The sequence below is a fragment of the Anaerococcus provencensis genome, from assembly GCF_000312365.2.
Classification (GTDB): domain Bacteria; phylum Bacillota; class Clostridia; order Tissierellales; family Peptoniphilaceae; genus Anaerococcus; species Anaerococcus provencensis.
The window spans coordinates 758,538-784,082 of record NZ_HG003686.1; the positions used below are offsets into that span (position 1 = coordinate 758,538).

Annotated in this window: 23 protein-coding genes and 1 tRNA gene; 19 read left to right on the top strand and 5 right to left on the bottom strand. The window is 32.7% G+C overall.

Annotated features, from left to right (window positions below):
* Nucleotides 1-351, top strand: a 351-nt coding sequence (locus BN38_RS06320; protein WP_044566118.1) for a group II intron maturase-specific domain-containing protein, incomplete at its 5' end; no start/stop codon positions are given.
* Nucleotides 352-508: 157 nt separating this feature from the next.
* Here the strand turns inward: BN38_RS06320 and BN38_RS06325 are convergent.
* Nucleotides 509-584 (bottom strand) — tRNA-Thr (locus tag BN38_RS06325).
* Between the two features lie 104 nt (nucleotides 585-688).
* Here BN38_RS06325 and BN38_RS06330 point away from each other — a divergent pair.
* The 15 genes from BN38_RS06330 to BN38_RS06400 all read left to right on the top strand — a co-directional run bounded on the left by BN38_RS06330 (nucleotide 689) and on the right by BN38_RS06400 (nucleotide 17,663).
* The gene (locus BN38_RS06330) at nucleotides 689-1,885 is read left to right on the top strand and encodes a hypothetical protein (protein WP_044566119.1); all 1,197 of its coding nucleotides are present in this window, start codon (nucleotides 689-691) and stop codon (nucleotides 1,883-1,885) included.
* Nucleotides 1,886-1,892: 7 nt separating this feature from the next.
* Nucleotides 1,893-2,666 (top strand): TraX family protein, encoded by a 774-nt coding sequence (locus BN38_RS06335; RefSeq protein WP_044566120.1) that lies wholly within the window; start codon nucleotides 1,893-1,895, stop codon nucleotides 2,664-2,666.
* A gap of 9 nt (nucleotides 2,667-2,675) precedes the next feature.
* Nucleotides 2,676-4,763, top strand: a complete 2,088-nt coding sequence (locus tag BN38_RS06340) for a Tex-like N-terminal domain-containing protein (RefSeq protein WP_044566121.1) — start codon at nucleotides 2,676-2,678, stop codon at nucleotides 4,761-4,763.
* An 8-nt stretch (nucleotides 4,764-4,771) separates the two neighbouring features.
* Nucleotides 4,772-6,484 carry a proline--tRNA ligase gene (locus BN38_RS06345; protein ID WP_044566122.1) on the top strand — a complete coding sequence of 571 codons (1,713 nt, stop codon included), beginning with the start codon at nucleotides 4,772-4,774 and terminating at the stop codon, nucleotides 6,482-6,484.
* Between the two features lie 54 nt (nucleotides 6,485-6,538).
* Entirely contained in the window at nucleotides 6,539-7,405 is an 867-nt protein-coding gene (gene fba / locus BN38_RS06350; RefSeq protein ID WP_044566123.1) for a class II fructose-1,6-bisphosphate aldolase, read from the top strand.
* Between the two features lie 54 nt (nucleotides 7,406-7,459).
* Nucleotides 7,460-8,764 carry a transcription termination factor Rho gene (rho, locus tag BN38_RS06355; RefSeq protein WP_044566124.1) on the top strand — a complete coding sequence of 435 codons (1,305 nt, stop codon included), beginning with the start codon at nucleotides 7,460-7,462 and terminating at the stop codon, nucleotides 8,762-8,764.
* 69 nt (nucleotides 8,765-8,833) lie between these two features.
* Nucleotides 8,834-9,037, top strand: a complete 204-nt coding sequence (gene rpmE, locus BN38_RS06360; RefSeq protein WP_044566125.1) for a 50S ribosomal protein L31 — start codon at nucleotides 8,834-8,836, stop codon at nucleotides 9,035-9,037.
* Nucleotides 9,038-9,073: 36 nt separating this feature from the next.
* Nucleotides 9,074-9,868: a peptide chain release factor N(5)-glutamine methyltransferase gene (gene prmC, locus BN38_RS06365; protein WP_044566126.1), complete on the top strand. Its 795-nt coding sequence runs from the start codon at nucleotides 9,074-9,076 to the stop codon at nucleotides 9,866-9,868.
* A gap of 2 nt (nucleotides 9,869-9,870) precedes the next feature.
* A complete protein-coding gene (prfA, locus tag BN38_RS06370) occupies nucleotides 9,871-10,941 on the top strand; it encodes a peptide chain release factor 1 (RefSeq protein ID WP_044566127.1) in 1,071 nt (356 codons plus the stop codon).
* A gap of 1 nt (nucleotide 10,942) precedes the next feature.
* Nucleotides 10,943-11,938, top strand: a complete 996-nt coding sequence (locus tag BN38_RS06375; RefSeq protein WP_044566128.1) for a cation diffusion facilitator family transporter — start codon at nucleotides 10,943-10,945, stop codon at nucleotides 11,936-11,938.
* The gene (locus BN38_RS06380; protein ID WP_044566129.1) at nucleotides 11,919-12,956 is read left to right on the top strand and encodes an L-threonylcarbamoyladenylate synthase; all 1,038 of its coding nucleotides are present in this window, start codon (nucleotides 11,919-11,921) and stop codon (nucleotides 12,954-12,956) included. Before BN38_RS06375 ends, BN38_RS06380 begins: the two co-directional genes overlap by 20 nt.
* 9 nt (nucleotides 12,957-12,965) lie before the next feature.
* A complete protein-coding gene (gene upp, locus BN38_RS06385) occupies nucleotides 12,966-13,598 on the top strand; it encodes a uracil phosphoribosyltransferase (protein ID WP_044566130.1) in 633 nt (210 codons plus the stop codon).
* Nucleotides 13,599-13,609: 11 nt separating this feature from the next.
* On the top strand, nucleotides 13,610-14,887 hold the full coding sequence (gene murA / locus BN38_RS06390) for a UDP-N-acetylglucosamine 1-carboxyvinyltransferase (protein WP_044566131.1): 1,278 nt from the start codon (nucleotides 13,610-13,612) through the stop codon (nucleotides 14,885-14,887).
* Nucleotides 14,888-17,044, top strand: coding sequence for an SF1B family DNA helicase RecD2 (recD2, locus tag BN38_RS06395; RefSeq protein ID WP_044566132.1), 2,157 nt, complete (start codon nucleotides 14,888-14,890; stop codon nucleotides 17,042-17,044).
* A complete protein-coding gene (locus tag BN38_RS06400) occupies nucleotides 17,037-17,663 on the top strand; it encodes a ComF family protein (RefSeq protein WP_044566133.1) in 627 nt (208 codons plus the stop codon). Before recD2 ends, BN38_RS06400 begins: the two co-directional genes overlap by 8 nt.
* On the opposite strand, the gene BN38_RS06405 is transcribed toward BN38_RS06400, so the two are convergent.
* From BN38_RS06405 to BN38_RS06420, 4 genes are all read right to left on the bottom strand, one after another.
* Nucleotides 17,655-18,176, bottom strand: coding sequence for a hypothetical protein (locus tag BN38_RS06405; RefSeq protein WP_044566134.1), 522 nt, complete (start codon nucleotides 18,174-18,176; stop codon nucleotides 17,655-17,657). The two genes, BN38_RS06400 and BN38_RS06405, sit on opposite strands and share 9 nt — an antisense overlap.
* A gap of 71 nt (nucleotides 18,177-18,247) precedes the next feature.
* A complete protein-coding gene (gene scfB, locus BN38_RS06410) occupies nucleotides 18,248-19,633 on the bottom strand; it encodes a thioether cross-link-forming SCIFF peptide maturase (protein ID WP_044566135.1) in 1,386 nt (461 codons plus the stop codon).
* Between the two features lie 77 nt (nucleotides 19,634-19,710).
* Nucleotides 19,711-19,860: a six-cysteine ranthipeptide SCIFF gene (gene scfA / locus BN38_RS06415; protein WP_044566136.1), complete on the bottom strand. Its 150-nt coding sequence runs from the start codon at nucleotides 19,858-19,860 to the stop codon at nucleotides 19,711-19,713.
* A 60-nt stretch (nucleotides 19,861-19,920) separates the two neighbouring features.
* Nucleotides 19,921-21,249: an aminotransferase class I/II-fold pyridoxal phosphate-dependent enzyme gene (locus tag BN38_RS06420; protein ID WP_044566137.1), complete on the bottom strand. Its 1,329-nt coding sequence runs from the start codon at nucleotides 21,247-21,249 to the stop codon at nucleotides 19,921-19,923.
* Between the two features lie 85 nt (nucleotides 21,250-21,334).
* Between BN38_RS06420 and BN38_RS06425 the strand changes: the two genes are divergently transcribed.
* From BN38_RS06425 to clpB, 3 genes are all read left to right on the top strand, one after another.
* Nucleotides 21,335-21,853 (top strand): adenine phosphoribosyltransferase, encoded by a 519-nt coding sequence (locus BN38_RS06425; protein WP_044566138.1) that lies wholly within the window; start codon nucleotides 21,335-21,337, stop codon nucleotides 21,851-21,853.
* A 170-nt stretch (nucleotides 21,854-22,023) separates the two neighbouring features.
* Nucleotides 22,024-22,953: a J domain-containing protein gene (locus BN38_RS06430; RefSeq protein WP_044566139.1), complete on the top strand. Its 930-nt coding sequence runs from the start codon at nucleotides 22,024-22,026 to the stop codon at nucleotides 22,951-22,953.
* 3 nt (nucleotides 22,954-22,956) lie between these two features.
* Nucleotides 22,957-25,539 (top strand): ATP-dependent chaperone ClpB, encoded by a 2,583-nt coding sequence (gene clpB, locus BN38_RS06435; protein WP_044566140.1) that lies wholly within the window; start codon nucleotides 22,957-22,959, stop codon nucleotides 25,537-25,539.
* Nucleotides 25,540-25,545 lie beyond the last annotated feature (6 nt).

Sequence of the window (25,545 nt, forward strand, 5' to 3'; positions counted from 1 at the left end):
ACAAAGAGAAGCTGGTCGGTAGCAATGACTTATCGAATCAACAGACTGAATCAAGTAATTAGAGGGTGGATAAGCTATTTTAGACTAGGAGATATGAAGACGGTCCTTAGAAAGATAGATGAACGACTTAGAACAAGAATGAGAATAGTCATATGGAAGCAGTGGAAGACTAGTGAAAAACGCCTATGGGGACTTCGAAAGTTAGGAGTTCCGATGTGGATGGCAAAACAGTCAGTAGGATTTGGAGACCACTATCAAGCGGTTGCCAAAACCACAGGACTACATCATATAAACAAAGAAATCCTCGCAAAGCGAGGACTTCAAAGTTGTTTGGATTATTATTTGAATTAAACCGCTGTATGCCGAACGGCACGTACAGTGGTGTGAGAGGGGCTACATGTTAGCTCCTACTCGATTAAAGTAATAATTATTATTTAAAATTATTATTTAATAATAAAAAAAGACCTAGTAAGAAAAAATAACTCTACCTAGGTCATTTATCATAGTGTGGAGCTTCAAACAGGAATCGAACCTGCAACCTACGGTTTACGATACCGTTGCTCTGCCAATTGAGCTATTGAAGCCTATAATAGGATATTATACTGATATATTAAAATAATCAAAGTTATATATTTTAAAAATATTTGTATGTAATTGCTAATTTGATATAATTATAAAAGGAGTTATTATGGATTTATCATTTATTATTAGACAATTACAGACTTTATCAACAGATTATAAAATAGCGCTAGTTCCTCTTGCAATTATTGTATTAAATTTGCTTGTTTTTTTAGTGTCTAAAACATTTAGAAAAGCTGGACTTTTTGTGCTTGTTTTAGCTTTTGCTATTGATTATGCTATTAAGATGCTTCCGTTTGACCTTTATGGGCAAATCCCTTGGTTATATAATGCTGTAACCGGTCTTTATATACTTGGCTTTGTAATATTTTTCTTAAAAGTATTAAAGATGTCAATAAGAATTAATAATAACGCAAAAAAATCTGAGACAAATGAAAATTCCAAGTTTAAAGATTTTCTAAAATTTACTGGAATAACACCCTTCATTTTGATGCTTGTTATAAACTTGTTTAACTATAATGATATTATCCCAAAAAACATATTGACTATTTTAACTTCTATAAGCTTTATTTATATGACCATCAAAACAGTCTATTCTACATCTAGGTACTTATCAAGCAAAGACAATTTTCTATTGAAAGATAGGATGGATTTTAAAGAAATTCAAGAATTTTTGAATGATGATGAGAAAGTAGAAAATAAGACTAACTCAAAGAATCAGGGAAGAAGAACTAGAAAGTCATTTGATATAGATAAAGATGATGATGAAACCATCAAGATTTATGAAAAGCCTGAAAAGTCTAATAATCATGCTGTGGACACAAATGATTATAATTTTGTAAAAGTTCCAAGTTCAAAAAGTGAAGTTTATGAAGGTTCTGATACTAATAAACTTTCAAATACAGATATAATCAAACTTGTGTCTGGAGATTTTGATCAGAGCAGAAATATAACAGTTATGTCTATTACTGACCTTAAAAGTGGGGAAGTAAGTAGCTACGAAAGTAAAAGACCGATTTTAAAAATTCACGAAGAAAACGAATATAAAATCGACTTGGAATTTGAGACTGTAAATGAATATGATTATGGAAGATTTATTGATATACTTCTTGCTTACTCAAAGGATAAGGATAGATATAAATTTGAACTTGAAGTAGCACCATCTACAAACCCTAACAATAAGATAATATTTTTTGATCCGTCAAATGTTTATGATATAGATGAAACAGACTATGCTAATGTTGGGGGCAAGATTATTAGTATGAATTTTCCAAAATATAAGATAAATTTCATTACTGGTAACTAGGAGTTTTATGGATATACTTAAGGTAAATTCTTTAGAAGAATATAATAAAATTTGGAATAGGGATAGGTCATATTTAACTGCTGGGCATTTAAAATGGATAGCTATCTTCACTATGCTCCTATCCCATCTTGCCCAAACGAATTTAATGTATAATATGGGTGAAGAATATTGGTTTATGGCTGATCTTTTTGTTTTTATCGGAAGAATAGCCATGCCAATATTTTGTTTTTTTACAGTTCAAGCTGTAATTTACACAAAAAACTATAAGAAATATTTTTTAAGACTTTTAGCCTTTGCACTGGTTGCTGAAGTTCCCTATGATTTAGCATTTTATGGAGAGCCTTTCTACTCATACGGACAAAATGTTATATTTACAATCTTAATTGCAGCCTTGACAATATTTTTCATTGACAAACTTCTAAAGAGACATGAAAATATTATAATAAATATTGTAGGTATTATTTTATTAACTATAGTTGCCATGTACTTAACTGCATTTTTAAGGACTGATTACTCATCCAATGGAGTATTGGCTATTGTTTTATTATATTTGGCTAGAAATAATAAAATACTTACTGCCTTAGCTTTAATGATTGGATTTTTGTTTGAATTTGAAGTTTGGGGCTCTGTTATACCCATTAGCTATGGATTTGTATATTTAGCCATTCCCTTAATTATGTTATATAATGGGAAAAAAGGAAAGCAAAATAAATGGGCTTTTTATATTTTTTATCCTGCTCATTTATTAGTAATTTATTTGTTGAAACTATTAATTTTATAAAAGGAAATCATGGATATAATAAATATTTTATCAGAGCAATTAAATCTAGAAGAAGAAAAAATAGAAAGTGTAAGAAACTTACTAGACGAGGGTTCCACTGTAGCCTTTATTGCAAGATATAGAAAAGAAAAAACTGGAAATTTAACTGATGTTGAAATAAGAGAAATTGAAAAAAATCTTAATAAACTTAGAAATGTAGAAAAAAGACAAGAGGAAATACTTAGTTCTATAGAATCTCAAGGAAAACTAACAGAAGAGCTAAGGGAGCAAATCCTATCTACCAATTCTCTAACTTTGCTTGAAGATATTTATAGCCCTTATAAGAAAAAAAGAAAGACAAGGGCAGATATAGCTAGAGAGCTTGGACTTGAAGACTTATATAAGTATTTGTTTACTGAGTCTAAAGATGAAGAAGATGCATTAACTTTTGCTAAGGATTTTATTAGCGATGATGTAGAAAGTCCTGAACTTGCTATTGAAAGATCACTAGATATCATGGCTGAAGATATTTCTAACAATATAGATGCTAGAAATATTATAAGACGTGATGGGATGATAAGAGCAAGGATTATTGCAACAGAAAAAGAAGATCCCGAAAATCTGTATCAGACTTATTATGATTTTTCTAAAAAACTAAAAGATATAAAAGCTTATCAAATACTAGCCTTAAATCGTGGTGAAAAAGAAGATGCACTTGCTATAAAAGTTGAGTTTTCTGATGATTATAACAAGAAACTAATCAGCAACTTATACGAAGTAAACAATGATTATCAAAAATCACTGCTTGATAAGTCTATAGATGACGCATATAAGAGATTAATACTGCCGTCAATAACCACAGAACTTAGAAATTTCTTGACAGAAAATGCAGAAGATGAATCTATTAAGGTTTTTTCTAATAACTTAAAGCCTTATTTACTACAAAGACCTATAAAAGGAAAAAATGTAATGGGGCTTGACCCTGGTTATAGAACAGGTTGTAAGGTAGCAGTAGTTGATCAAAATGGAAAGTATTTGGACCAAGCTGTTATTTACCCAGTCATACCTCACAAAAAAGAAAAAGAATCAATAGCAATATTGAAAAATCTTATAGAAAAACATGATGTGAGATTGATAGCCTTGGGCAATGCAACTGCAAGTAGAGAAACAGAAGTTTTTGTAAATAAATTATTAGAAGAAATAGATAAAGATATTGCCTATGCTGTGGTAAATGAAGCAGGAGCTTCTGTATATTCTGCATCAAGTCTTGGTGAAGAAGAATTCCCGGACCTTGATGTTACTATTCGAGGAGCTATATCCATGGCAAGAAGACTCCAAGATCCTATGGCAGAACTTGTAAAAATCGAGCCTAAGCACATTGGCGTAGGCCAATACCAACACGATATAAATGAGAAAAAGCTTGATGAAGAGCTCTCAAAAGTTGTAGAAGATGCAGTAAATGAAGTAGGAGTTACTATTAACAATGCTTCCTATAAGCTTTTGTCTTATGTATCTGGCCTAAATTTAACCATTGCAAAGCGTATAGAAGATGAGTTTAAAGAAGGAAATCTAATCTATAGAAAAGATTTGAAAAAAGTTAAGGGCCTAGGAGATAAGACCTATAAACTTGCAGCAGGATTCTTAAGATTTCCTGACTCACCTGAACTTCTAGATAATACAGGTGTTCATCCAGAAAGTTATAAGATTGCTAATAAGGTTAAAGATTTAGATCTAAACGAAATTGATATAGACAAACTTGCTGATGAATTGGAAGTTGGAAGGCCGACTTTAGAAGATATTATTAGTGAGCTTAAAAAACCAGGCCGTGATCCTAGGGAAGATAATCCTGAAATCCTCACTAAGTCTGAAATAATGACTATTGACGATTTGAAAATAGGGGACGAGCTTACAGGTAAGGTTAGAAATATCACAGATTTTGGAGCTTTTGTAGATATAGGAGTTGGAATTGATGGACTAGTCCATATTTCAAATATTTCCAAAAAATTCATCAAAGACCCAAATGAAGTATTGACTAATTCAGATATTGTAAAAGTAAGAGTTATAGAGATAGATAAAAAAAGAGAAAGAATTGGTTTATCCATGAAGGATATTAATTAAGGAGAATTATGAGATTATCAAAGTATTATATGCCAACACTAAGGGAAGACCCAGTTGATGCAGAGACAGCAAGCCACAAGCTTCTAGTTAGGGGAGCGTTTATTAGAAAGCAAGCTAGTGGTATTTATTCATTCTTACCATTAGGACAAAAAGTTAAAAATAAAATCATCGACATAGTAAAAGAATCTATGGACGGACATGATTCTATAGAAATTTCTACATCTATTTTACAAGATAAAGAAATTTGGGAGAAAAGTGGACGTTGGGATACTTTTGGTCCAGAAATGTTCAAGATAAAAGATAGGAACGAAAGAGAGTACGCACTAGGACCTACAGCAGAAGAAGCTCTAACAGATTTAGTTAAAAACGAACTAAATTCTTACAAGCAACTTCCATTAAATTTATATCAAATAGTAGATAAGTTTAGGGATGAAAAAAGGCCTAGATTTGGTATCAACAGAAGTCGTGACTTCTTGATGAAAGATGCTTATTCTTTTGATAAAGATCAAGAAGGCTTGGAAGAATCCTACCAATTGATGTGGGATGCTTATGTAGAGGCTTTTGATAAGATGGGTATTGATTACAAAATTGTAGAAGGTGATACTGGTTCAATGGGTGGAAGAATGTCTCATGAATTTATAGCACTAGCTGAAACAGGTGAAGGAGTGATTTTCTTTACTGAAGATTCTGACTATGCCGCTACTGATGAGAAGGCTCGCTTTAAATTTGATCCAATAGTAGAGGATTTAAAAGAGCTTGAACTTGTAGAAACACCAAATGTAACTACTATAGGAGAAGTAAGTGAATTCTTGGCAATTCCATCTAATAAATTTGCAAAAGTAGTCGACTTGATGGTAAAAGGTGAGCCGGTTTTCGTAATGATTCCTGGTGATCGCGAATTAAATGAAGCAAAACTTTTGTCATATTTAAAGGCTGCTGAACACGATATTGAAATGATGGATGATGAAACCATAGAGAAATTAACAGGAGCAAAAGCAGGATTTACAGGACCTATTGGCTTAGAAGATGTGAGAGTTATAGTTGATGAATCTATAACAAAAATCAATAATGTTGTAATAGGTGCAAATAAAACTGACCACCACTATATAAATGCAAATTTTGCTAGAGATTTTGAAGGTGAAGTTGTAGAAGATTTACTTACAGCCAAGGAAGGTGATATGGCCTATGATGAATCGGGTATATTAAAATCTGCTCGTGGCATAGAAGTGGGCAATATTTTCCAATTAGGTACTAAATATTCTGAGAGTCTAGAAGCATATTTCCTAGATGAAAATGGCAAACAACAACCATTTATTATGGGTAGCTATGGTATAGGTATATCAAGATCAATTTCAGCTATTGTTGAACAAAATTATGATGAAAAAGGAATAATATGGCCAACATCTGTAGCACCATTTGAAGCTATGATTACTATCATAAATATCAATGATGAAAATCAAATGAAGCTTGGAGAAGAAATTTACCAAGAATTAAGAAAAAAAGGTATAGACGTTCTCCTTGATGATAGAAAAGAAAGAGCTGGAGTTAAATTCAACGACCGAGATCTAATAGGTATTCCATATAGGATAACTGTAGGAAAAGATGCAAAAGATAATGTAGTTGAATATTCTACAAGAAAAGAAATGCAAATTGAAAAGATTGACAAATCAAAAGCTATAGAAGAAGTTATTTCTTCTGTAGAAGAAGACTTGGCAAGATAAAAAGGGTATCATCTTAGTAGTAAAGAAACTTATTTAAATTATAAGGAGAAAATAATGATAGTTAATGCAAAAGAATTCTTAGACAAAGCTTATGAAAATGGATATGCAATAGGACATTTCAACACAAACAACCTTGAATGGACTAGAGCAATCCTAGAAGCAGCAGAAGAAAAACAAACTGCAGTTATCATAGCATCATCTGAAGGTGCTGCAAAATATATGGGTGGATTTAGAGTAGTTGCTGACCTAGTTCGCGCTATGCACGATGAGTTAAATATTACTGTACCAGTTGCTATTCACCTAGATCATGGAACATATGAAGGTGCAAAAGCTTGTATAGAAGCAGGATTTACATCAGTAATGTTTGATGGATCAAGCCTTCCACTTGATGAAAACCTTGAAAAAACTCGTGAAATAGTAGAACTTGCTCATGCTAAAAACATTTCTGTAGAAGCAGAAGTTGGTGGCATCGGTGGAGAAGAAGACGGTGTAGCAAGCGAAGGAGAGCTTGCAGATGTAGAAGAATGTAAAAAAATTGCTTCTTGTGGTATTGACTTCTTAGCTGCAGGTATTGGTAATATTCACGGAGTTTATCCAGAAAATTGGAAAGGATTAAACTTTGATAGATTAAAAGAAATTTCTGACGCAGTAAATATGCCAATTGTACTTCATGGTGGTACAGGAATTCCTGAAGATCAAGTTAAAAAGGCTATTGAGCTTGGAGTTTCAAAGATCAATGTAAATACAGAATGTCAAATAGCTTTTGCTAAAGAAACTCGCAAATACATTGAAGAAGGCAAAGATCAACAAGGTAAAGGCTTTGATCCAAGAAAACTATTAGCGCCAGGTACAAAAGCTATCAAAGAAGTTGTTTATGAAAAAGTAGCTATGATGGGTTCAGAAGGCTCTGCTGATAAATAGTAAAAAGATTGAAAGTAAAGGGCCTTTGGGTCCTTTATTTCTATTAAGGAATATATGACAAATTACCAAGAAAAAACAGTGGCTGAACTGAGAGAAATTGCTAAAGAATTAGAGATCTCTTCAGTTACTAAATATAAAAAAGATGAATTAATAAAACTAATCGAACAAGCTCAAAAAGAAAATGAAGAAGATAAAAAAGAAAAACAAGACAATGATCTGGGAGCTAAGTTTGATTGTGAGGGTGTGCTAGAGATCTTACCAGATGGTTATGGCTTTTTAAGATCTGACCTTTATGAGCAAGGTGACGATGATATATATGTACCTCCTAAGCAAATAAAGATGTTTAGACTAAAAACAGGAGATTACATAAGGGGAATCGCCCGTGAAAAACACGATAAGGATAAATTTGCTCCATTAATATTTGTAACAGATGTCAATGGCATAAAACCTGGCGAAGCCTTTAATAGAATAAGTTTTGAAGACTTAACACCTATATATCCAGATGAAAGATTACAATTAGAGAGATCTGCTGATAATTTATCAGGCAGAATTATTGACATCATATCTCCTATAGGTAAGGGTCAAAGAGGTCTTATAGTTTCTCAACCTAAGGCAGGAAAGACGACTTTAATCAAAGAAATAGAAAGGTCTATTGAGAAAAACTATGATGATGTAAAAATTTTTGTACTATTAATAGATGAAAGACCAGAGGAAGTTACAGACTTTATAAGATTTGTAAATGAATACAGGGACCCTTCTAACGATTATATGAGAACAGAAGTTGCCTCATCTACATTTGATATGCCACCACAAAATCATGTAGAAATAGCAGATATGATTTTGGAAAGAGCAAAAAGATTTGTAGAAGATAAAAAGGACGTTGTAATCCTGCTTGACTCTATAACAAGGCTTACAAGAGCCTATAACATAATAACTCCTCAGTCAGGTAAAACTTTATCTGGTGGACTTGATCCAATGGCCCTTGTTGGACCAAAACAATTCTTTGGTGCAGCCAGAAATATTGAGGGTGGAGGTTCTCTTACAATCCTCGCTACAGCCCTAATTGATACAGGTTCTAGAATGGATGATCTCATTTTTGAGGAATTTAAAGGAACTGGTAATATGGAAGTCCACCTTGATAGAAGATTATCTGATAGGAGAATCTTCCCAGCTATAAATATAGAAAAATCATCTACTAGAAGGGAAGACTTATTACTAAATAAGGAAGAATTAGAGGCAATCTATAAACTTAGAAAATCAGAATTAGACAAAACAGGATCAATTATTGAGCTCATTGACTTTATGAAAAAAACCGATTCTAATGATAAATTTGTAGATCTTATAAATAGAACACTTTGACTTGATTATAAGCTTTATACATGGTATAATCTTAAATGCTTATTGAATGAAGAAGATAGAGGTGTTTATATGAAAAAAGACTTACATCCAGAATACCACGAAGCTAAAGTAACATGTATTTCTTGCGGTAATGAATTTACTGTTGGATCTACAGAAGAAGAAATCAAAGTAGAAGTTTGCAACAATTGCCATCCATTCTACTCAGGTAAACAAAGAACAGCTGAGCGTGGTGGTAATGTAGAGAAATTTAACAGAAGATACGGTAGAAAATAATAAGGTTAGGAAACTAACCTTATTTTTGTATGCATAATGAAAGTAAAAGATGTTATAAACAAGGCAAATGATGATTTAATAATAGGATTATCATATCTAATGGATAAGTCAAAATCATACTTATATTTAAACCCAGAATCTCAATTGACAAGTGATGTAGAAGATAAGATTTTATCCATAGAAGAAGATCTTAATAATGGAATCCCCTTACAATATGCTCTAGGGTCTTGGGAGTTTTTAAATATAAGTTTAATAGTAGATAAGAGAGCTTTAATACCTAGGTTTGAAACTGAGATTATAGTCGACTATATAATAAAATCTGATTTTAAAAAAGATAAAATCTTGGATGTAGGAGCTGGATCTGGGGCCATAAGCCTAAGCTTAGGGAAAAATCTGCCTGATTCGCAAGTTTTTGGAGTAGATATTAGTGAAGATGCATTAAGTCTTTCTAATGAAAATAAAGATAATTTGAACCTTACTAATGTTAATTTTATAAAAAGTGATTTGTTTGATAATATAAGCGATACATTTGATATTATAGTTTCAAATCCTCCCTATATTAACGAAAAAGATTATCTTGCCTTGGACAAAAAGCTCTACCATGAACCAAAATTAGCCTTGTATGGTGGGAAAGATGGTCTTTATTTCTATAAAAAAATTATTGACCAGGCTAATGAGTATTTAAATGATAATGCACATTTAATTTTTGAAATTGGATATGATCAAAAGGATCCAATAAATGAACTATTGGTCAAATCTGATTTTAAAAATATAATTAATTTGAAAGATTTTAATGGGTTCGATAGGTTTATCATTGCCCAGAAAGGATAACTATGTTCGAAAATTTAGATCATATTAGAGATAATTTTAAAGATCTCGAGTTAAAACTTGCAGATCCGGAAGTTATTTCTGACATTGAAAAATACACAAAGATATCTAGAGAATACAATTCACTAAAACCAGTAGTTGAAAAATACGAGGATATCTTAAATTCTGAAGCAACCATTGAGGAAAATCAAGAATTGCTAGAAGAAACTAATGATGAAGAAATGCTTGAAATGTTAAAAGAGCAAATCAATGAAGAAAAGAAAAACCTTGAAGTTTATAACGAAGAGATGAAGATTCTACTAATCCCTAAAGACCCTAACGATACAAAAGACGTAATCGTAGAGATTAGACCAGGAGCTGGTGGAGATGAAGCAGGACTTTTTGCAGGAGACTTGTACAGAATGTACAATATGTATGCTGATAAAGCAGGCTTCAAAACCGAAGAGATTGATGTGACTAGCCAGGGAGTAGGGGGCATAAAGGAAGCAACCTTTGTTGTAAAAGGTGAAGGTGCCTACTCAAAACTAAAATATGAATCAGGTGTTCACAGGGTCCAACGTGTACCAGAAACAGAATCTGGTGGTAGAATCCACACATCTACAGCAACAGTTGCGGTAATGCCAGAAGTTGATGAAGTTGATATTAAGCTTGACCCAAATGACATTAGGGTAGATGTTTATAGGTCTTCTGGTAATGGTGGTCAATCTGTAAATACAACAGACTCTGCAGTAAGACTTACTCACGAACCAACAGGTCTTGTTGTAACCTGCCAAGATGAGAAAAGTCAGATTAAAAACAAAGAAAAAGCTATGAGAGTTTTGAGAGCTCGCCTTTATGAGATAGAAGAAGAAAAAAGAAACAAAGAAATTGCTGATAATAGAAAATCTCAAGTAGGAACAGGTGATAGGTCTGAAAGAATTAGGACTTACAACTTCCCCCAAGGTAGGATTACAGATCATAGAATCAATAAAACCATATATCAGCTAGAGGACTTTTTGAATGGCAATATTGAAGAAATGATTGATGCACTAACAACTGAAGATCAAACTAGAAAACTAGAACACATAGGTGAATAAATTGTTTAATTTATTAGCTAATAAATTTGTAGATGATTATAAGAATGAGGAGAATCCACACACTAGATTGGCTTTAATCTCTCTATCATCTATAATATCTATAGTAATTAATATCTTGCTTAGTGCAGGTAAATTGATAGTAGGAGTGATAGTAAACTCTGCTGCAATAATTAACGATGGTTTCAACAATCTATCAGATACAATTGTGGCTATTATGGCCTTTGTGGGTGCTAAGATAAGTAGGAAACCAGCAGATAAAGAACACCCTCACGGATATGGTAGGGGAGAAGCGTTAATCACCCTACTAGTTAGTATATTAATAATGTATGTTGGATTTTCTTTGCTTTTAAATTCCTTGGGTAAATTTAAGGAAGATAATATCGTATCAATTAATTATCTAACAATGGGAGTTCTTGTCATAAGTATACTTGCCAAAATCTATATATATTTTTTAAATAGAAAATTATATAGAAACCTTGACTCTGAGCTAAATTTGGGAGTTATGATAGATTCAAGAAATGACATACTATCAACTCTTGCTATAATTATATCTTTGTACCTACAAAAATATATAAACTTTAACTTAGATGCCTTAGCAGGTGTTATCCTATCTGGTGCAGTATTTATGCCAGGCTTCAATATGTTTAGAGACACCATGAACTATCTACTAGGCCAAAGACTTAGCCCAGAGGTAGAGAAAAAGCTTGGAGCTATGTTGGTTGATAATCATTTTATAATTGGTTATCATGGATTAGAAATACACGATTATGGCAAAGGACATTTGGATGGAACTGTTGATGTTGAAATAGCGCAAAATATTTCTCTACTAGCAGCCCACCAATTAATAACTGACATACAAAAAGAAGTAGAAAAAGAAACAGGAATTAGACTAAATGTACATTTAGATCCAACCTATTCCTTAATACTTAATGATAATTTAAAAAGAGAAATTGAACAATTAGAAAAACAGGCAATAAATGAATACGACGATTTCTAAAATAGATCGAAATAATATTGATAAAAAAATTATAGAAAATGCTGGAAAAATCATCAAGGAAGGCTCCCTAGTAGCCTTTCCTACTGAAACTGTCTATGGTCTTGGAGCCGATGGTTTAAATGATACAGCTTGCAAGCATATATTTGAAGCCAAGGGTAGACCGAATGACAATCCACTGATTTTACATATTTCTAATATATCTATGTTATATAATTTAACTGATGATATAAATGAAGAAAGTAAAAAATTGATGGAAAGTTGCTGGCCAGGACCTCTTACTATTATCTTCAAAAAATCAGGCAAGGTCCCTAGTGCAGTTACAGCAGGGCTTGATACCGTTGCAATCAGATATCCCAAAGATGAAATAGCACTTGCTTTAATAAGTGCAGCAAATACTCCAATTGCTGCCCCTAGTGCTAATTTGTCAGGCAAGCCTTCACCTACTAGAGCTATTGATGTATACCAAGACCTTAATGGCAAGATACCACTTATAATTGATGGTGGAGCTTGTGATATAGGCATAGAATCAACGGTAATAGATCTTAGCGAAGAAGTACCAACTATACTTAGACCAGGCTTTTATACTTACGAGTATATCAAAGATATTTTACCAAATGTAAGACTTGATGATTCAATAGTAGATAGCAAAAAAATACCAAAATCTCCAGGTCAAAAATATACCCACTACGCTCCAAAAGCAAAGATGGAAATTTTTGTAGGAGAAAAAGCTTCTGATGAAATACTAAAGAAGGCTTTAGATGAGAAGAGTAAGGGTAAAAAGGTAGGTGTACTCGTATTTGAAGACCAATTAAGTAAGTTTAAAGATTTTAAGCTTATTAGTCTTGGTAATAGATACGATTTGACATATATGTCCCATGTTTTATTTACATCGCTTAGATTGATGGATGATGAAAATGTTGATTTAATTCTAGCTGAGGGTGTAAGTGAAGAAGGCTTGGGTAAGAGTATAATGAATAGAATGAAGAAGTCAGCATCTTTTAATGTAAACTATGTATAGGAGAAATTAATGCAAGAACATGTAAAAATTTTGGACCATCCGGTAATTAAACACAAGATATCTATTCTTAGAGATATAAATACGGGATCAAATGAATTTAGATCTATTATAAAAGAGATAGCTATGATTCTAGCATATGAGGCTACAAAAGATTTAGAACTTGAAGAGTACGAAGTTGAAACTCCAATTACAAAAACAACTGGATATAAGCTTTCTGGCAAGAAACTTGGTATAGTGCCAATATTAAGAGCAGGACTTGGTATGGTTGATGGTGTCTTGGAAGTCTTTCCTGCAGCCAAAATTGGACATATAGGTATGTATAGGGATGAAGAGACCCTTACTCCAGTTGAATATTATTCTAAGTTACCATTAGATGTTGAGAAAAGAGATATTATTGTCATTGATCCAATGCTTGCAACAGGTGGATCAGCTTGTGATGCAATAGACAATTTAAAAGCTAAGGGCTGCAATAGTATAAGATTACTTAGCATAATAGCAGCTCCAGAAGGAATAGAAAAATTAAGAGAAGCCCATCCTGATGTTGAAATCACTGTTGCACAACTTGATGAGGGATTAAATGAAAATAGTTACATTGTACCTGGCCTTGGTGATGCAGGAGATAGACTATTTGGTACAAAATAAAGGAAAAATAAATGGATAAAAAAGAGATTTTACTTATAAACGGCGGTGGACCATTAAGAGGGGAAGTTCTTATATCAGGAGCTAAAAATTCTGCCTTGCCAATACTTGCCGCTTGTGTCTTGGGTACTGAAGAGATAATTCTAGATGGTGTTCCTAAGCTAAAAGATGTTGAGATAATGATAGAGGTATTAAAACATCTGGGTAGTAAGGTTGAATATATAGGAGATGAATCCTTAAGAATTGATTCATCAGGCATAAACACTTGCGAAACTCCTTTTGAACTTATGGATAAGATGAGAGCCTCATTTGTCGTAATGGGACCATTGTTATCAAGGTTTAAAGAAGCCCACACCAAAGCTCCTGGAGGCTGTAATATTGGCGCTAGACCTATAGACCTTCATCTAAAGGGATTTGAAGCTTTAGGAGCTCATGCTTTAGTAAATGATGAAGCTATATCAATAACAACCAATGGAGAACTTATTGGTAATGAAATTTATCTGGACTTCCCATCTGTAGGTGCCACACAAAACATAATGATGGCAGCCTGCCTTGCTAAGGGCGAAACCATCATAGAAAATGCTGCTAAAGAACCAGAAATTGTAGATCTTGCATCTTTCCTTTCAAAAATGGGAGCAAAGATTAAGGGAGCTGGAACATCAACTATAGTAATAGAGGGTGTAGAAAAACTTACTGGTACAAGTCATACTATCATTCCAGATAGGATTGAAGCTGCAAGCTATATGCTAGCAGCTGTGATGACTAAAGGTGATGTTACAATCAAAAACGTGATTGGATCACATATTAGGCCGGTAATAGCAAAGCTTATTGAAATGGGTGCTAGCGTAGAAGAAATTGAAGAAGAAGATATTATTAAGGTTTCAGCAAATCAAAAGCTAAAGCCAACTAATATTCAAACTCTACCATATCCTGGTTTTCCTACAGATGCCCAAGCTCAATTTATGGCTTTAATGACAGTCTGTGATGGTGAAAGTAAAATTCAAGAAACTGTTTTTGAAAATAGATTTATGCATGTAGAGCAATTAAATAAAATGGGAGCTGCTATCGCAACAAGTGGCAATAGGGCTACTATTGTTGGAGTAGATAAACTCCATGGTGCTGATGTAAAAGCCACTGATTTAAGAGCTGGTGCTGCCCTTGTTATGGCTGGTCTTACTGCAAGTGGACAAACAAAGATATCTGACATCTATCATATAGATAGGGGCTATAGCAAGCTAGTTGAAAAATTTACTAAGCTTGGTGGAGATATTAAGAGAGTAACAATAGATTAAATGAAAATAGAAGGCATAGTAACAAACATAATTTATAGAAATGAAGAGAATGGCTACAACATTATTGTTGTGGAAACTTCTGATTCTGATATAACTTGTGTGGGTACTATGCCTTTTTTTGAGCCTGGAGATAACTTAGAAATTGAAGGAGACTTTACCTATCATGATAAATACGGTGAGCAAATCGTTGTTAACTCTGTAAATTTGAAAAAACCAACAGGGAAAGCCAGCATCATAAATTATTTGGCCAATGCAAATATTAAGGGCATAGGCAAAAAAACAGCATCAGATATCTACGACAGATTTAAAGATAAGTCAATAGATATCGTCTATAATGATCCCGATAAGCTCATAGAAATACCAGGTATAGGCAAAAAGAAAATAGCTGATATAAAGATGACTTCAGAAGAATCTAGGGATTCGAGAAATACCATGCTATTTTTACAAGGCTTAAATATATCATATAATCTGTCTATGAAAATCTACAAACTTTATGGTAATGATGCTATAGATATTATAAAGACAAATCCCTACCAACTAATGGAAGATATATCTGGAATCGGATTTAAAATGGCCGATACTATTGGTCAAAATATGCAGATGAAGTCAAATTCTAAATTCAGGATATCTGCAGGGATTTCCTATATATTGAATTACGAATCTGAATTTAATGGACATACAGCCTTAAAATATGATTATCTAGTAGATAATGTTAGTAAACTTTTGAGAGTAAAAAAAGAAGAAGTAGTAAAAGAAATAAATGATGATGCTCTAGAAGGGAAATTATATAATGTTCTCATAAACGAGCAGAAATTTATTTATAAAAACTCATTATTTAAGGCAGAGAAATCAGTTGGTTTGGAGCTTTTATACAAAAAGAAAACACCATATGCCTTTGATGTTACAATAGATGAAGATCTATCTGTATTTTCTGATGAACAGAAACTTGCCATAAACGAAGCATTCAAAAATATGCTTTTAGTAATTACTGGAGGTCCAGGTACAGGAAAAACCACTATAATAAAGGCCATTACCTCTATATTAAGGTCTAATAATCTTTCTTATGCTCTATTAGCTCCAACAGGACGTGCCGCAAAGAGAATGCAAGAATCTACTAATGATGAAGCCTATACAATACATAGGATGATAGGAATAAGGCCAGATGAAGTCATATCTGAATATAATGAAGAAAATCCTATAGAAAAAGATTATATTATTGTGGATGAGATGAGTATGGTCGATATTTATCTAATGAAGACCTTACTATCAGCTATATCAGCAAGTACAGCCTTAATTTTGGTAGGAGATAGCGATCAATTGCCATCAGTTGGCCCTGGCAACGTACTAAAAAATATAATAGAAACTGATATAAAAACCATAAGACTTAAAAAAATTTTTAGGCAAGCAGGAGAATCCAATATAGTTATCAATGCCCATAGGATCAATAATGGTGAGTATCCAATACTAAATGAGCAAGGAAAGGATTTCTTTTTTGTAGAAGCAAACCCAAATAATTTTAATGATGTTTTGATTGACCTAGTAAATAATAGGCTTCCGAAGTTTTACGGCATAGATAAGGTAAAGGACATACAAATACTTTGCCCTAGCAAGAAAACTCCATGGGGATCAGCATATATAAATGAAAATATGCAAAAAGCTATCAACCTATCACAAGAAAAACTAGAAATTAATAAGCAAATTTTCAAAATCAATGATAAGGTTATGCAGATAAGGAATAATTATAACCTTATACCAGAAAATTCTATCTATGAAACTGAGGGTGTCTATAATGGTGATATTGGATTTGTTAGAGAAATTGATAGAGAGTACGAAAATCTAGAAGTTGTATTTTATGACGGTTCTTTTGTAAAATACAAAAAAGAAGATATAAAAGATTTAGATTTATCTTATGCCATAACAATTCATAAGTCCCAAGGTTCCGAATTTGATTGTGTGATTATACCTATGATGCAAGTAGCTCCAATGCTTTTAACTAGAAATTTGTTCTATACAGGTGTGACACGTGCCAAAAAACTTGTTATTTTGGTTGGAGATAAGAAGATAATAAAGAAAATGGTTGATAATAATTCTTCCAATAAGAGGTATACTAATTTATCATACTGGATAAATGAGATGGGGGATGTCATTGATGATTAATTGGTTATTTCTTGACAAAAATATATGCTACATCTGTAAATCTAATGAGGCAGTTGCTCATTTCTTGTGTAAAGATTGCCTAAAAAAACTGGATTATGTTGCAAATCAATTCAAAATCGATAATTATCAGGCACATGCAGTTTATTTTTATAATGAGACGATGAAAAAACTAATCGCTGACTATAAATTTAATAGGAACACCTCTCTTAGCAAGGTATTTTCTAGCATTTTGTATGATTATGGCAGAGTCCACAAACTATTTGATGTTGATTATATTTTACCTTCGCCAAGTTCTAGACAGACTATAAATGATAGAGGCTTTGATCATATCAGAATGATTTGTGATTATTTTATTGATGATATTAATCCATCATATTTGGATAATTTTACAAAAGAGCGTAATACCAAGGCCCAACATACACTTTCTAAAGACGAAAGATCTTACAATCTAAAGGGAGCCTTTAAATTTGATGGTGATTTGTCAAGTAAGTCAGTTTTAATAATAGATGATCTTATAACAACTGGCAATACTGTAAAAGAGATGGCGAAAGTTTTAGAAAAAGCCAATGTAAAAGAGGTGACAGCCTTGGCTATCACCTCAGAACATAGACTAAACTAATAAGTATGATTGTAAATATGCTGTTGTAGTAGACTTATTAAATCCATATTTCCATAATAGGAATAATAGGATGACTATAAGTACCCAGAACCACCATGTTGTATAAAATGGTTTTTCTGCTTCAGCAGCTTTTCTTTCTCTAGGACTTCTGTGATTAGGGCTATTACTTCTGTTATTCCTATTAGCCCTGCTATGATCTTCTTCTTTTTTGTAGGAAGAAGAATCTTTACTATCCTTATTTTTTACTCTTTCAAAATCTTCCTCTACATCACTTTTTACATCATCAAAGTTTTCTTCTACTTCTTTTTTAGCCTTATCGAAATCTTTTTCAAGATTATCCTTCGCCTTATTGAAGTTAGTTTTTAATTCTTTGCTAGTTTCTTCAAAATCTTCTTTGATATTATCACTAGTCTTATCTATTGATTCTTTTATATTATCGCCAGTTTCTTTTACCTGATCCTTAACATTGTCACTATCTCCGGCTTCAAAGGTTCTTTTTTTATCATCAGTCATTATTAATCCTCCATAATAATAAAATACCCAATAATAAGACCTTTATTCAGCCTATTATTGGGTAAGTGATACTATGCTATGACTTCTTCTTTGTCGTTTTCTTTCATATATTCATAAATCTTAATTGCAATGGCCATTTCAATTCTTTTTCTAAACAATTTACAAGAATACTGGTGAATTTGGTTTATATCTCCATTGGCATTAAAGTTATTTGCAGCACAACCGCCAGAACAGTACATATTAGCCCAGCAAGACTTGCATTCTTCTTTTGAGTAACAGTTGCAGGTCTTAAACTGATTGACTAGATCATCTCTTAGTATACCTTCTTTAAGATTTCCTATAATAAAGTCCTCATTACCTACAAATTGATGGCAAGGATATAATTCACCACTAGGGGTTACGGCCATATATTCTGTTCCAGATCCACAACCTGATAGCCTTTTGTGAGCACATGGACCATTTTCTAGGTCAATCATATAGTGGTAGAAGATGAATTCATCGTTCTTATCAATTGCTTCCATCATCATATCTGCTAATTTCTCATATTCTTCATAAAGAACTGGCAAATCTTCTTCTTTAAGGGCGTATGCTGATTCAGAGTTACCTACAACTGGTTCTAGAGAAGTTCTCTTAAAACCAAGGTCTAAGTAGGTTTTTATATCTTCGGTAAAATCAAGGTTATTTGCTGTAAAAGTCCCACGCATATAGTATTCTTTGTCGCCACGTTTTTTGACAAAGTTTTGGAATTTTGGAACTACGGTGTCAAATGAACCCTTTCCACCTATAGTTTTTCTGAATTCATCATGAATCTCACGTCTACCATCCAGGGACAAGACGACATTTTTCATATTTTCATTTAAATAGTCAATTTTGTCGTCATCTAAAAGCATGCCATTAGTAGTTAAGGTGAAGTTGAAATGTTTATTATAATTTTCTTCTAAACTTCTGGCATAGTCTACAGTTTGAGTAACAACATCCCAGTTCATTAGAGGTTCACCACCGAAGAAATCTACATCTAAGTTATAATGGCTTCCAGAGTTTGCGATTAAAAAGTCTATAGCATCTTTTGCTGTTTCTACTGTCATGATGGCATCAGGCCCATGGTATTTGCCACCCTTTGCAAAGCAATATTCGCAAGAAAGATTGCAAGTGTGGGCCACATTTAAACAAATTGCTTTGACATTTGTAGGTCTTTTTGTGACACCTATTGATAGGTCAGCAAAGTTATCAGTGGTAAATAACATTCCTTCTTCTTCTAATGTTTTTACTTCATTATAGGCTTCTTCAAATTGATCATCAGAGAGATTGTATGTAGACAAAAGATTTTTAATCTCTTCTTTTGTATTATCTTCGTATAATGAAATAATTTGATAGGTCACATCATCAACAGCATGAACCGATCCACTATATGTATCTAAAACTATATTAAAGCCTTTGGCCTTATATTGGTGTATCATAAATTCTCCTCAAGTTTAATATATAGTATTATATTAAAATACTAGGTTTTTAAAAGAAAAAAATAAGGGATAATCCCTTATTTATTCTTTTTGCTAACACATTCTTGGTTAGCTACTCCACAGCTTGTTTTGCAAGCAGATTGGCAAGATGTTTGGCATTCACCACATCCACCATTTTTCTTGCTATTGTGAAGATTTCTGGTATTTAAAGTTACAATTCTTTTCATATGTATACTCCTTTGTATAATTCCTATACAAATTAATATTAACAGTTATGAGATAATTTGTCAATCTAGGATAAGTATTGTATCTTCTATATTCAGTTTAGTCTGATGATCTGTCATATATTTCATAGTAGAAATTATATCTTTATCAATTACTTCACCTGGACTTAGGATTGGTATTCCTGGAGGATAGGCATAGACAAACTGCCCACAGATTTTACCAGCTGAATCACCTATGTTAACTGTAGATTTTTCTTTAAGTATAGTTTCATATATTTCCATTGATTTTTCTGGTATCTTATAAGCAAAAGAAAAATTATTGGTGGATTTTTTGATCCTTTTATCAATATCCAAAAGAGCATCTTGCAAGCGGTCAAATCCTATTTTACTATCAAAAATACTTGCAATAAGTAGGGCATAAGTAGGATATGACATTTCAATTTCTATTTTTCTATCCCTTAACATTTCTTCTAAAATAAAACCATCGATATCAGTATTAGCAGTAGAAACTAAAATTTTGCTCCTATCTTTTTTATTATCGTTTACAATTTCTAAATGATCTAAATTGAGATCATAAATTGCATTCAAGTTTTTTTCTAAATCACTATACTTATGATAAAACTCTGGAAATTTATCAATCATTTCATCAATAGATTGCAAGATTACATATGACGGTGATGACGTTTGAAATATAGCCATATTTCTGCGTATTTCTTTAGAGTAATCCATATTATTAATAAGTACAGCAGAAGATGGAGTTAGGGCTGATAAGTTTTTGTGAAATGACGTTATAGCAATAGCAAAATCATTATGATATTTACCAGATAGAACACTATGGGATCCATGGGCCATATCAACAATAAGAGGAGTTGAGTAAGTTTTGGCAATACCATATATTTTATCTAAATCTAAATAATAACCTTCATATGATGGTGAAGTAATTACTATAGCAGCATAATCCTTATTAGATAAATTCTCTTCTAGGTCCTCATAATCAATGTCAATTATTGCTCCCATATTATCTATAATCACATTTATATAATCAGATTTTAAATTATTCAATTCAATAGCATTGTAGACTGACTTATGGGAAGATCTTTGGATAAGGATATTTTTGTTCTCATAAGTTAGGGCTCTAATAGTAGATAAAATTCCACAAGTTGAACCATTTGTAGAAATTATAGCATCTTCTACTTGATAAATATCAGCTATTTGCTCTTCCATCTGGCAAAATATATCCTTAGGGTCATTTAGGTTATCAAAACCATAAATTTCTGTTAAATCTCTCTTATAGGGAATATCTTCTCTTAATTTATTAGTTCTTTTTGATCCTGGCATATGAAAGGGATAGTAATCTTTTTTCAAGTATTGGTCTAATTTTTCGTTAAGCATAGAAATCACCTCAAATACTATTTTACACTAAATCTTAGAAGATAATAAAGGTATAATAAGGGTATAAAGATATTTGGAGGATGGAATGGATATTAAATCAAAAATTAGAGTAATCGAAGACTACCCAATAGAAGGGATTTCTTTTAAGGATATTACTACACTTTTAAAAGACAAAGACGCATTTGAAGAATCATTAAATATGCTCGAAAAAGAGCTTGAAGGTATTGACTTTAACTATATCGTAGGTATTGAGTCTAGAGGGTTCATATTTGGTGCTCCACTAGCTGATAGGCTAGGGGTAGGATTTGTTCCTGTAAGAAAACCAGGCAAGCTACCAGGAGAAATAGAAAAAGTTTCTTATGAACTAGAATACGGTAGCAATGAACTTGAAATGCATAAAGACGCACTTAATGAGGGAGATAAGGTCGTAATAATAGATGACCTTATAGCAACAGGTGGTTCTGCAAAAGCTTGTGCTAAACTAATTGAAACCCTTGGCGCAGAAGTAGCTGCATTTGAATTCTTAATTGAACTTGAAGAATTAAATGCTAGACAAGCACTAAAAGACTATAAGGTAATATCCCTTGTAAAATACGATCATTAAACAAAGGCCATCTTATGATGGCTTTTATAAGTTTCTTTATATATTAACTTATTTAAAAGGAATCTTTAGATAGTAAAAAATTATATTAGAAAACTTGAATAAGAAAGAAGCCATAGTATAGTAAGATTAAGGTCAGAGATGGTCAAATAAAGATAAAGATGGAGGCGTAAATGAAATATAAAGATTATTATGAATTATTGGGAGTGGACAAAAAAGCAAGTGATGCAGATATCAAGAAAGCATACAGGAAACTTGCAAAAAAGTACCACCCAGACCTTCATCCAGATGATAAAGATGCTCAAGATAAATTTAGTGAAATAAACGAAGCTTATGAAGTGCTATCAGATCCTGAGAAAAGAAAAAAATACGATATGTTTGGCAAAAACGCTAATTTCTCTGGTGGACAAAATTTCAATCCAAGTGATTTTGGTTTTGATTTTGGAAACTTTGGCAGGGGTGGTAGCTATAGCTATTCAACAGGTGGAGATAGCGGTTTTTCAGACTTCTTTGATACACTTTTTGGTGGCATAGGAAGGACTGCTTCTTCTGCTAGGTCCCAATCAAAAAGATTTACTAATGGATCAGGCTTTAATGCCAAGAAAAAAAGCACTTTAGATGCAAAAGTAGAGATATCAATAGATGAAGCTATCAATGGTACTAGTAAAATTATAGCTGTTAAAGATGTCAATTCTACAAAAAATGTAGAGATTTCTATACCAAAAGGAATAAAAAATAACAATAAAATTAAGGTCAATGGTTCAAAATTTGGTATAAATGCTTATATTTTGGCAAAAGTTATTATAAAAGAAGAAGATAATCGTAGGGTTGAAGGCAACGACATTATACAAAAAGAAATAATTATGCCATGGGATGCCTATTTTGGCACTAAGAAGAAAATTTCTACCCTTGATGGAAGTCTTATGGTAACCATTCCCGAAAAAATCCATTCTGGACAAAAGATTAGGCTAAAGGGCTTTGGTTACAAGGATAGAAAGGGCAAGAAGGGTGATTTGATCTTAGAATTGATGGTTGATAACCCAGAAAATATGAGCGAAGAAGCAAAAGAACTATACCAAAAATTAAGTGAAATAGGGGGATAAGTTATGGATTATAAAAAATTTACACAAAAATCATTAGAAGCAATAAATGATGCAAATAGCATAGCAATCAAAAACTCCAATCCAGAAGTTAATGAAATTCACTTAAACTATGCTAGTATTGAAAACTCAGATTCTATAGTAGCTCAGGTGATAAAGACTATGGATGTTGATTTCAATGCTTATAGAAACGAAATAAAGGATTTAGTAGAAAGACTTCCACAAGCAAGTGGAGGCTCTGATATCTATCCAACACAAACATTTACCAGGATACTCCTTAAGAGTGAAGATGAAGCCAAGGCTATGGGAGATAGTTTTGTTTCCCTTGAGCATATATTTTTAGCACTATTAAATGAAAAAACTAAAGTCAGTGATATCAACAAGAGATATGGCTTGACCTACAAGACTTTTAAAAATTCTATAGAAAAGGTCAGAAAAGGTCAAAAAGTTACTAGCGATAATCCAGAAGAAACTAATAATCCATTGGAAAAATTTGGTCGTGATCTTACTCAGGAAGCTAGAGAGGGTAAAATAGATCCAGTTATAGGTCGTGATAGTGAGATAAGAAATGCTCTTAGAATTTTATCAAGACGTAAGAAAAACAATCCAGTATTGATTGGTAATCCAGGTGTTGGTAAAACGGCCATAGTAGAGGGACTAGCACAAAGAATTGTAAATAACGACGTTCCAGAGCCTTTACAAGGTAGAACTATATTTTCTCTTGACATGGGTTCTCTTGTAGCAGGTGCAAAATATCGCGGTCAGTTCGAAGAAAGATTAAAGGCAGTCCTTGAAGAAGTACAAAATTCTGACGGTCAAATAATAATGTTTATAGATGAAATCCACACTCTAGTTGGTGCTGGCAAATCAGAAGGCGCTATGGATGCATCAAATATTATGAAACCAATGCTTGCCCGTGGTGAGATAAAGGTAATCGGAGCAACCACCTTAAACGAATACCGTGAATATATTGAAAAAGATGGCGCCCTTGAAAGACGTTTCCAAAAAGTAATGGTTAATGAACCGAGTGTTGAAGATACTATTAGTATCTTAAGGGGTATCAAAGACAAGTACGAAATCTTTCACGGTATTAGAATACAAGATAGTGCTGTAATAGCCGCGGCCCAATTATCTGATAGGTACATTAGCGATAGATTTCTTCCAGATAAGGCTATAGATTTAATGGATGAGGCCTGTGCTACAGTCCGTACAGAAATTGATACAATGCCAACTTATCTTGATGAGGAGAAGAGAAAATTATTGCAATTGCAAATAGAAATCACTGCTCTTAAAAAAGAAGAAGATGAATCGTCAAAAGAAAGATTAAATATTCTAGAAAGAGAATTAGCTGACCTATCAGAAAAATATGATGCGGACTTTTTAAGATGGAAAGAACAAAAATCTTCAATCGATGATGTAAAAAATATCAAAGAAGAGATAGACAAGGTAAAGGTAGAAATAGATAAGGCAGAACGTAATTATGACTTTGAAAAACTTTCTGAACTTAGATATGGAACTCTTCCAGGTCTTGAAGAAAAATTAAAGAAAGCTAGTGACTTATCACAAAATAATAATGAAGATTCTATAAAAGAAGTGGTAACAGACGAAGATGTTGCTGATGTTGTAAGCAATTGGACAGGAATACCAGTATCAAAACTTGTAGAAAGTGAAAGAGAAAAGATACTATCTTTGCCTGATAAGCTTCATCAAAGAGTAATAGGCCAAGATCAAGCAGTAGAAGCTGTTTCAGAAGCTATAATTCGTGCTAGAAGTGGACTAAAGGATGCATCTAAACCAATTGGGTCTTTTATATTCTTAGGTCCAACTGGTGTTGGTAAGACAGAACTTGCAAAGGCATTATCTGAAGCAATGTTTGATGACGAGAACCATATGATAAGAATTGATATGAGTGAATATATGGAAAAATACTCAGTATCAAGACTTATAGGTGCAGCTCCTGGTTATGTTGGTTATGAAGAAGGTGGACAACTAACAGAAGCAGTACGCCGTATGCCTTATGCCGTTATCTTATTTGATGAGATTGAAAAAGCTCATCCAGATGTATTTAATATATTATTACAAGTCCTGGATGATGGCAGATTAACTGATAGTATGGGTAGAACAGTAGACTTTAAAAATACAATTATTATAATGACTTCAAATATAGGAAGCCAATATTTATTAGATGGTCTAAAAGATGATGGTACCATTGATGATATGAATCAAAAATTAGTAGAAGAAGCTTTAAGAACTTCTTTTAAACCAGAATTCTTAAATCGTATTGATGATATAGTAATGTTTAGCCCATTAACTAGCGATCAAGTTTATAAGATTATAGACTTACAAGTGGCTGATATTAGAAAGAGACTAAAAGACTTAAATATAGACTTGGATATAACTCCAAGAGCTAAGGAATATATTCTTGCTAATTCTTACGATGTAGATTATGGTGCAAGACCAGTAAAAAGATACCTACAAAAGAATGTTGAAACAAAACTAGGTAAGCTCATTATTGAAGGCAAAGTAAAAGCAAAAGATAAGGCAATACTAGACCTTGGAGAAAATAATGAATTAACTTTCAAAGTTTGATAAGGA

Coding starts and splice junctions, on each gene's coding strand:
- BN38_RS06330 (WP_044566119.1), top strand. CDS start 689: ATGGATTTATCATTTATTATTAGACAATTACAGACTTTATCAACAGAT.
- BN38_RS06335 (WP_044566120.1), top strand. CDS start 1,893: ATGGATATACTTAAGGTAAATTCTTTAGAAGAATATAATAAAATTTGG.
- BN38_RS06340 (WP_044566121.1), top strand. CDS start 2,676: ATGGATATAATAAATATTTTATCAGAGCAATTAAATCTAGAAGAAGAA.
- BN38_RS06345 (WP_044566122.1), top strand. CDS start 4,772: ATGAGATTATCAAAGTATTATATGCCAACACTAAGGGAAGACCCAGTT.
- fba (WP_044566123.1), top strand. CDS start 6,539: ATGATAGTTAATGCAAAAGAATTCTTAGACAAAGCTTATGAAAATGGA.
- rho (WP_044566124.1), top strand. CDS start 7,460: ATGACAAATTACCAAGAAAAAACAGTGGCTGAACTGAGAGAAATTGCT.
- rpmE (WP_044566125.1), top strand. CDS start 8,834: ATGAAAAAAGACTTACATCCAGAATACCACGAAGCTAAAGTAACATGT.
- prmC (WP_044566126.1), top strand. CDS start 9,074: ATGAAAGTAAAAGATGTTATAAACAAGGCAAATGATGATTTAATAATA.
- prfA (WP_044566127.1), top strand. CDS start 9,871: ATGTTCGAAAATTTAGATCATATTAGAGATAATTTTAAAGATCTCGAG.
- BN38_RS06380 (WP_044566129.1), top strand. CDS start 11,919: ATGAATACGACGATTTCTAAAATAGATCGAAATAATATTGATAAAAAA.
- upp (WP_044566130.1), top strand. CDS start 12,966: ATGCAAGAACATGTAAAAATTTTGGACCATCCGGTAATTAAACACAAG.
- murA (WP_044566131.1), top strand. CDS start 13,610: ATGGATAAAAAAGAGATTTTACTTATAAACGGCGGTGGACCATTAAGA.
- recD2 (WP_044566132.1), top strand. CDS start 14,888: ATGAAAATAGAAGGCATAGTAACAAACATAATTTATAGAAATGAAGAG.
- BN38_RS06400 (WP_044566133.1), top strand. CDS start 17,037: ATGATTAATTGGTTATTTCTTGACAAAAATATATGCTACATCTGTAAA.
- BN38_RS06405 (WP_044566134.1), bottom strand. CDS start 18,176: ATGACTGATGATAAAAAAAGAACCTTTGAAGCCGGAGATAGTGACAAT.
- scfB (WP_044566135.1), bottom strand. CDS start 19,633: ATGATACACCAATATAAGGCCAAAGGCTTTAATATAGTTTTAGATACA.
- scfA (WP_044566136.1), bottom strand. CDS start 19,860: ATGAAAAGAATTGTAACTTTAAATACCAGAAATCTTCACAATAGCAAG.
- BN38_RS06420 (WP_044566137.1), bottom strand. CDS start 21,249: ATGCTTAACGAAAAATTAGACCAATACTTGAAAAAAGATTACTATCCC.
- BN38_RS06425 (WP_044566138.1), top strand. CDS start 21,335: ATGGATATTAAATCAAAAATTAGAGTAATCGAAGACTACCCAATAGAA.
- BN38_RS06430 (WP_044566139.1), top strand. CDS start 22,024: ATGAAATATAAAGATTATTATGAATTATTGGGAGTGGACAAAAAAGCA.
- clpB (WP_044566140.1), top strand. CDS start 22,957: ATGGATTATAAAAAATTTACACAAAAATCATTAGAAGCAATAAATGAT.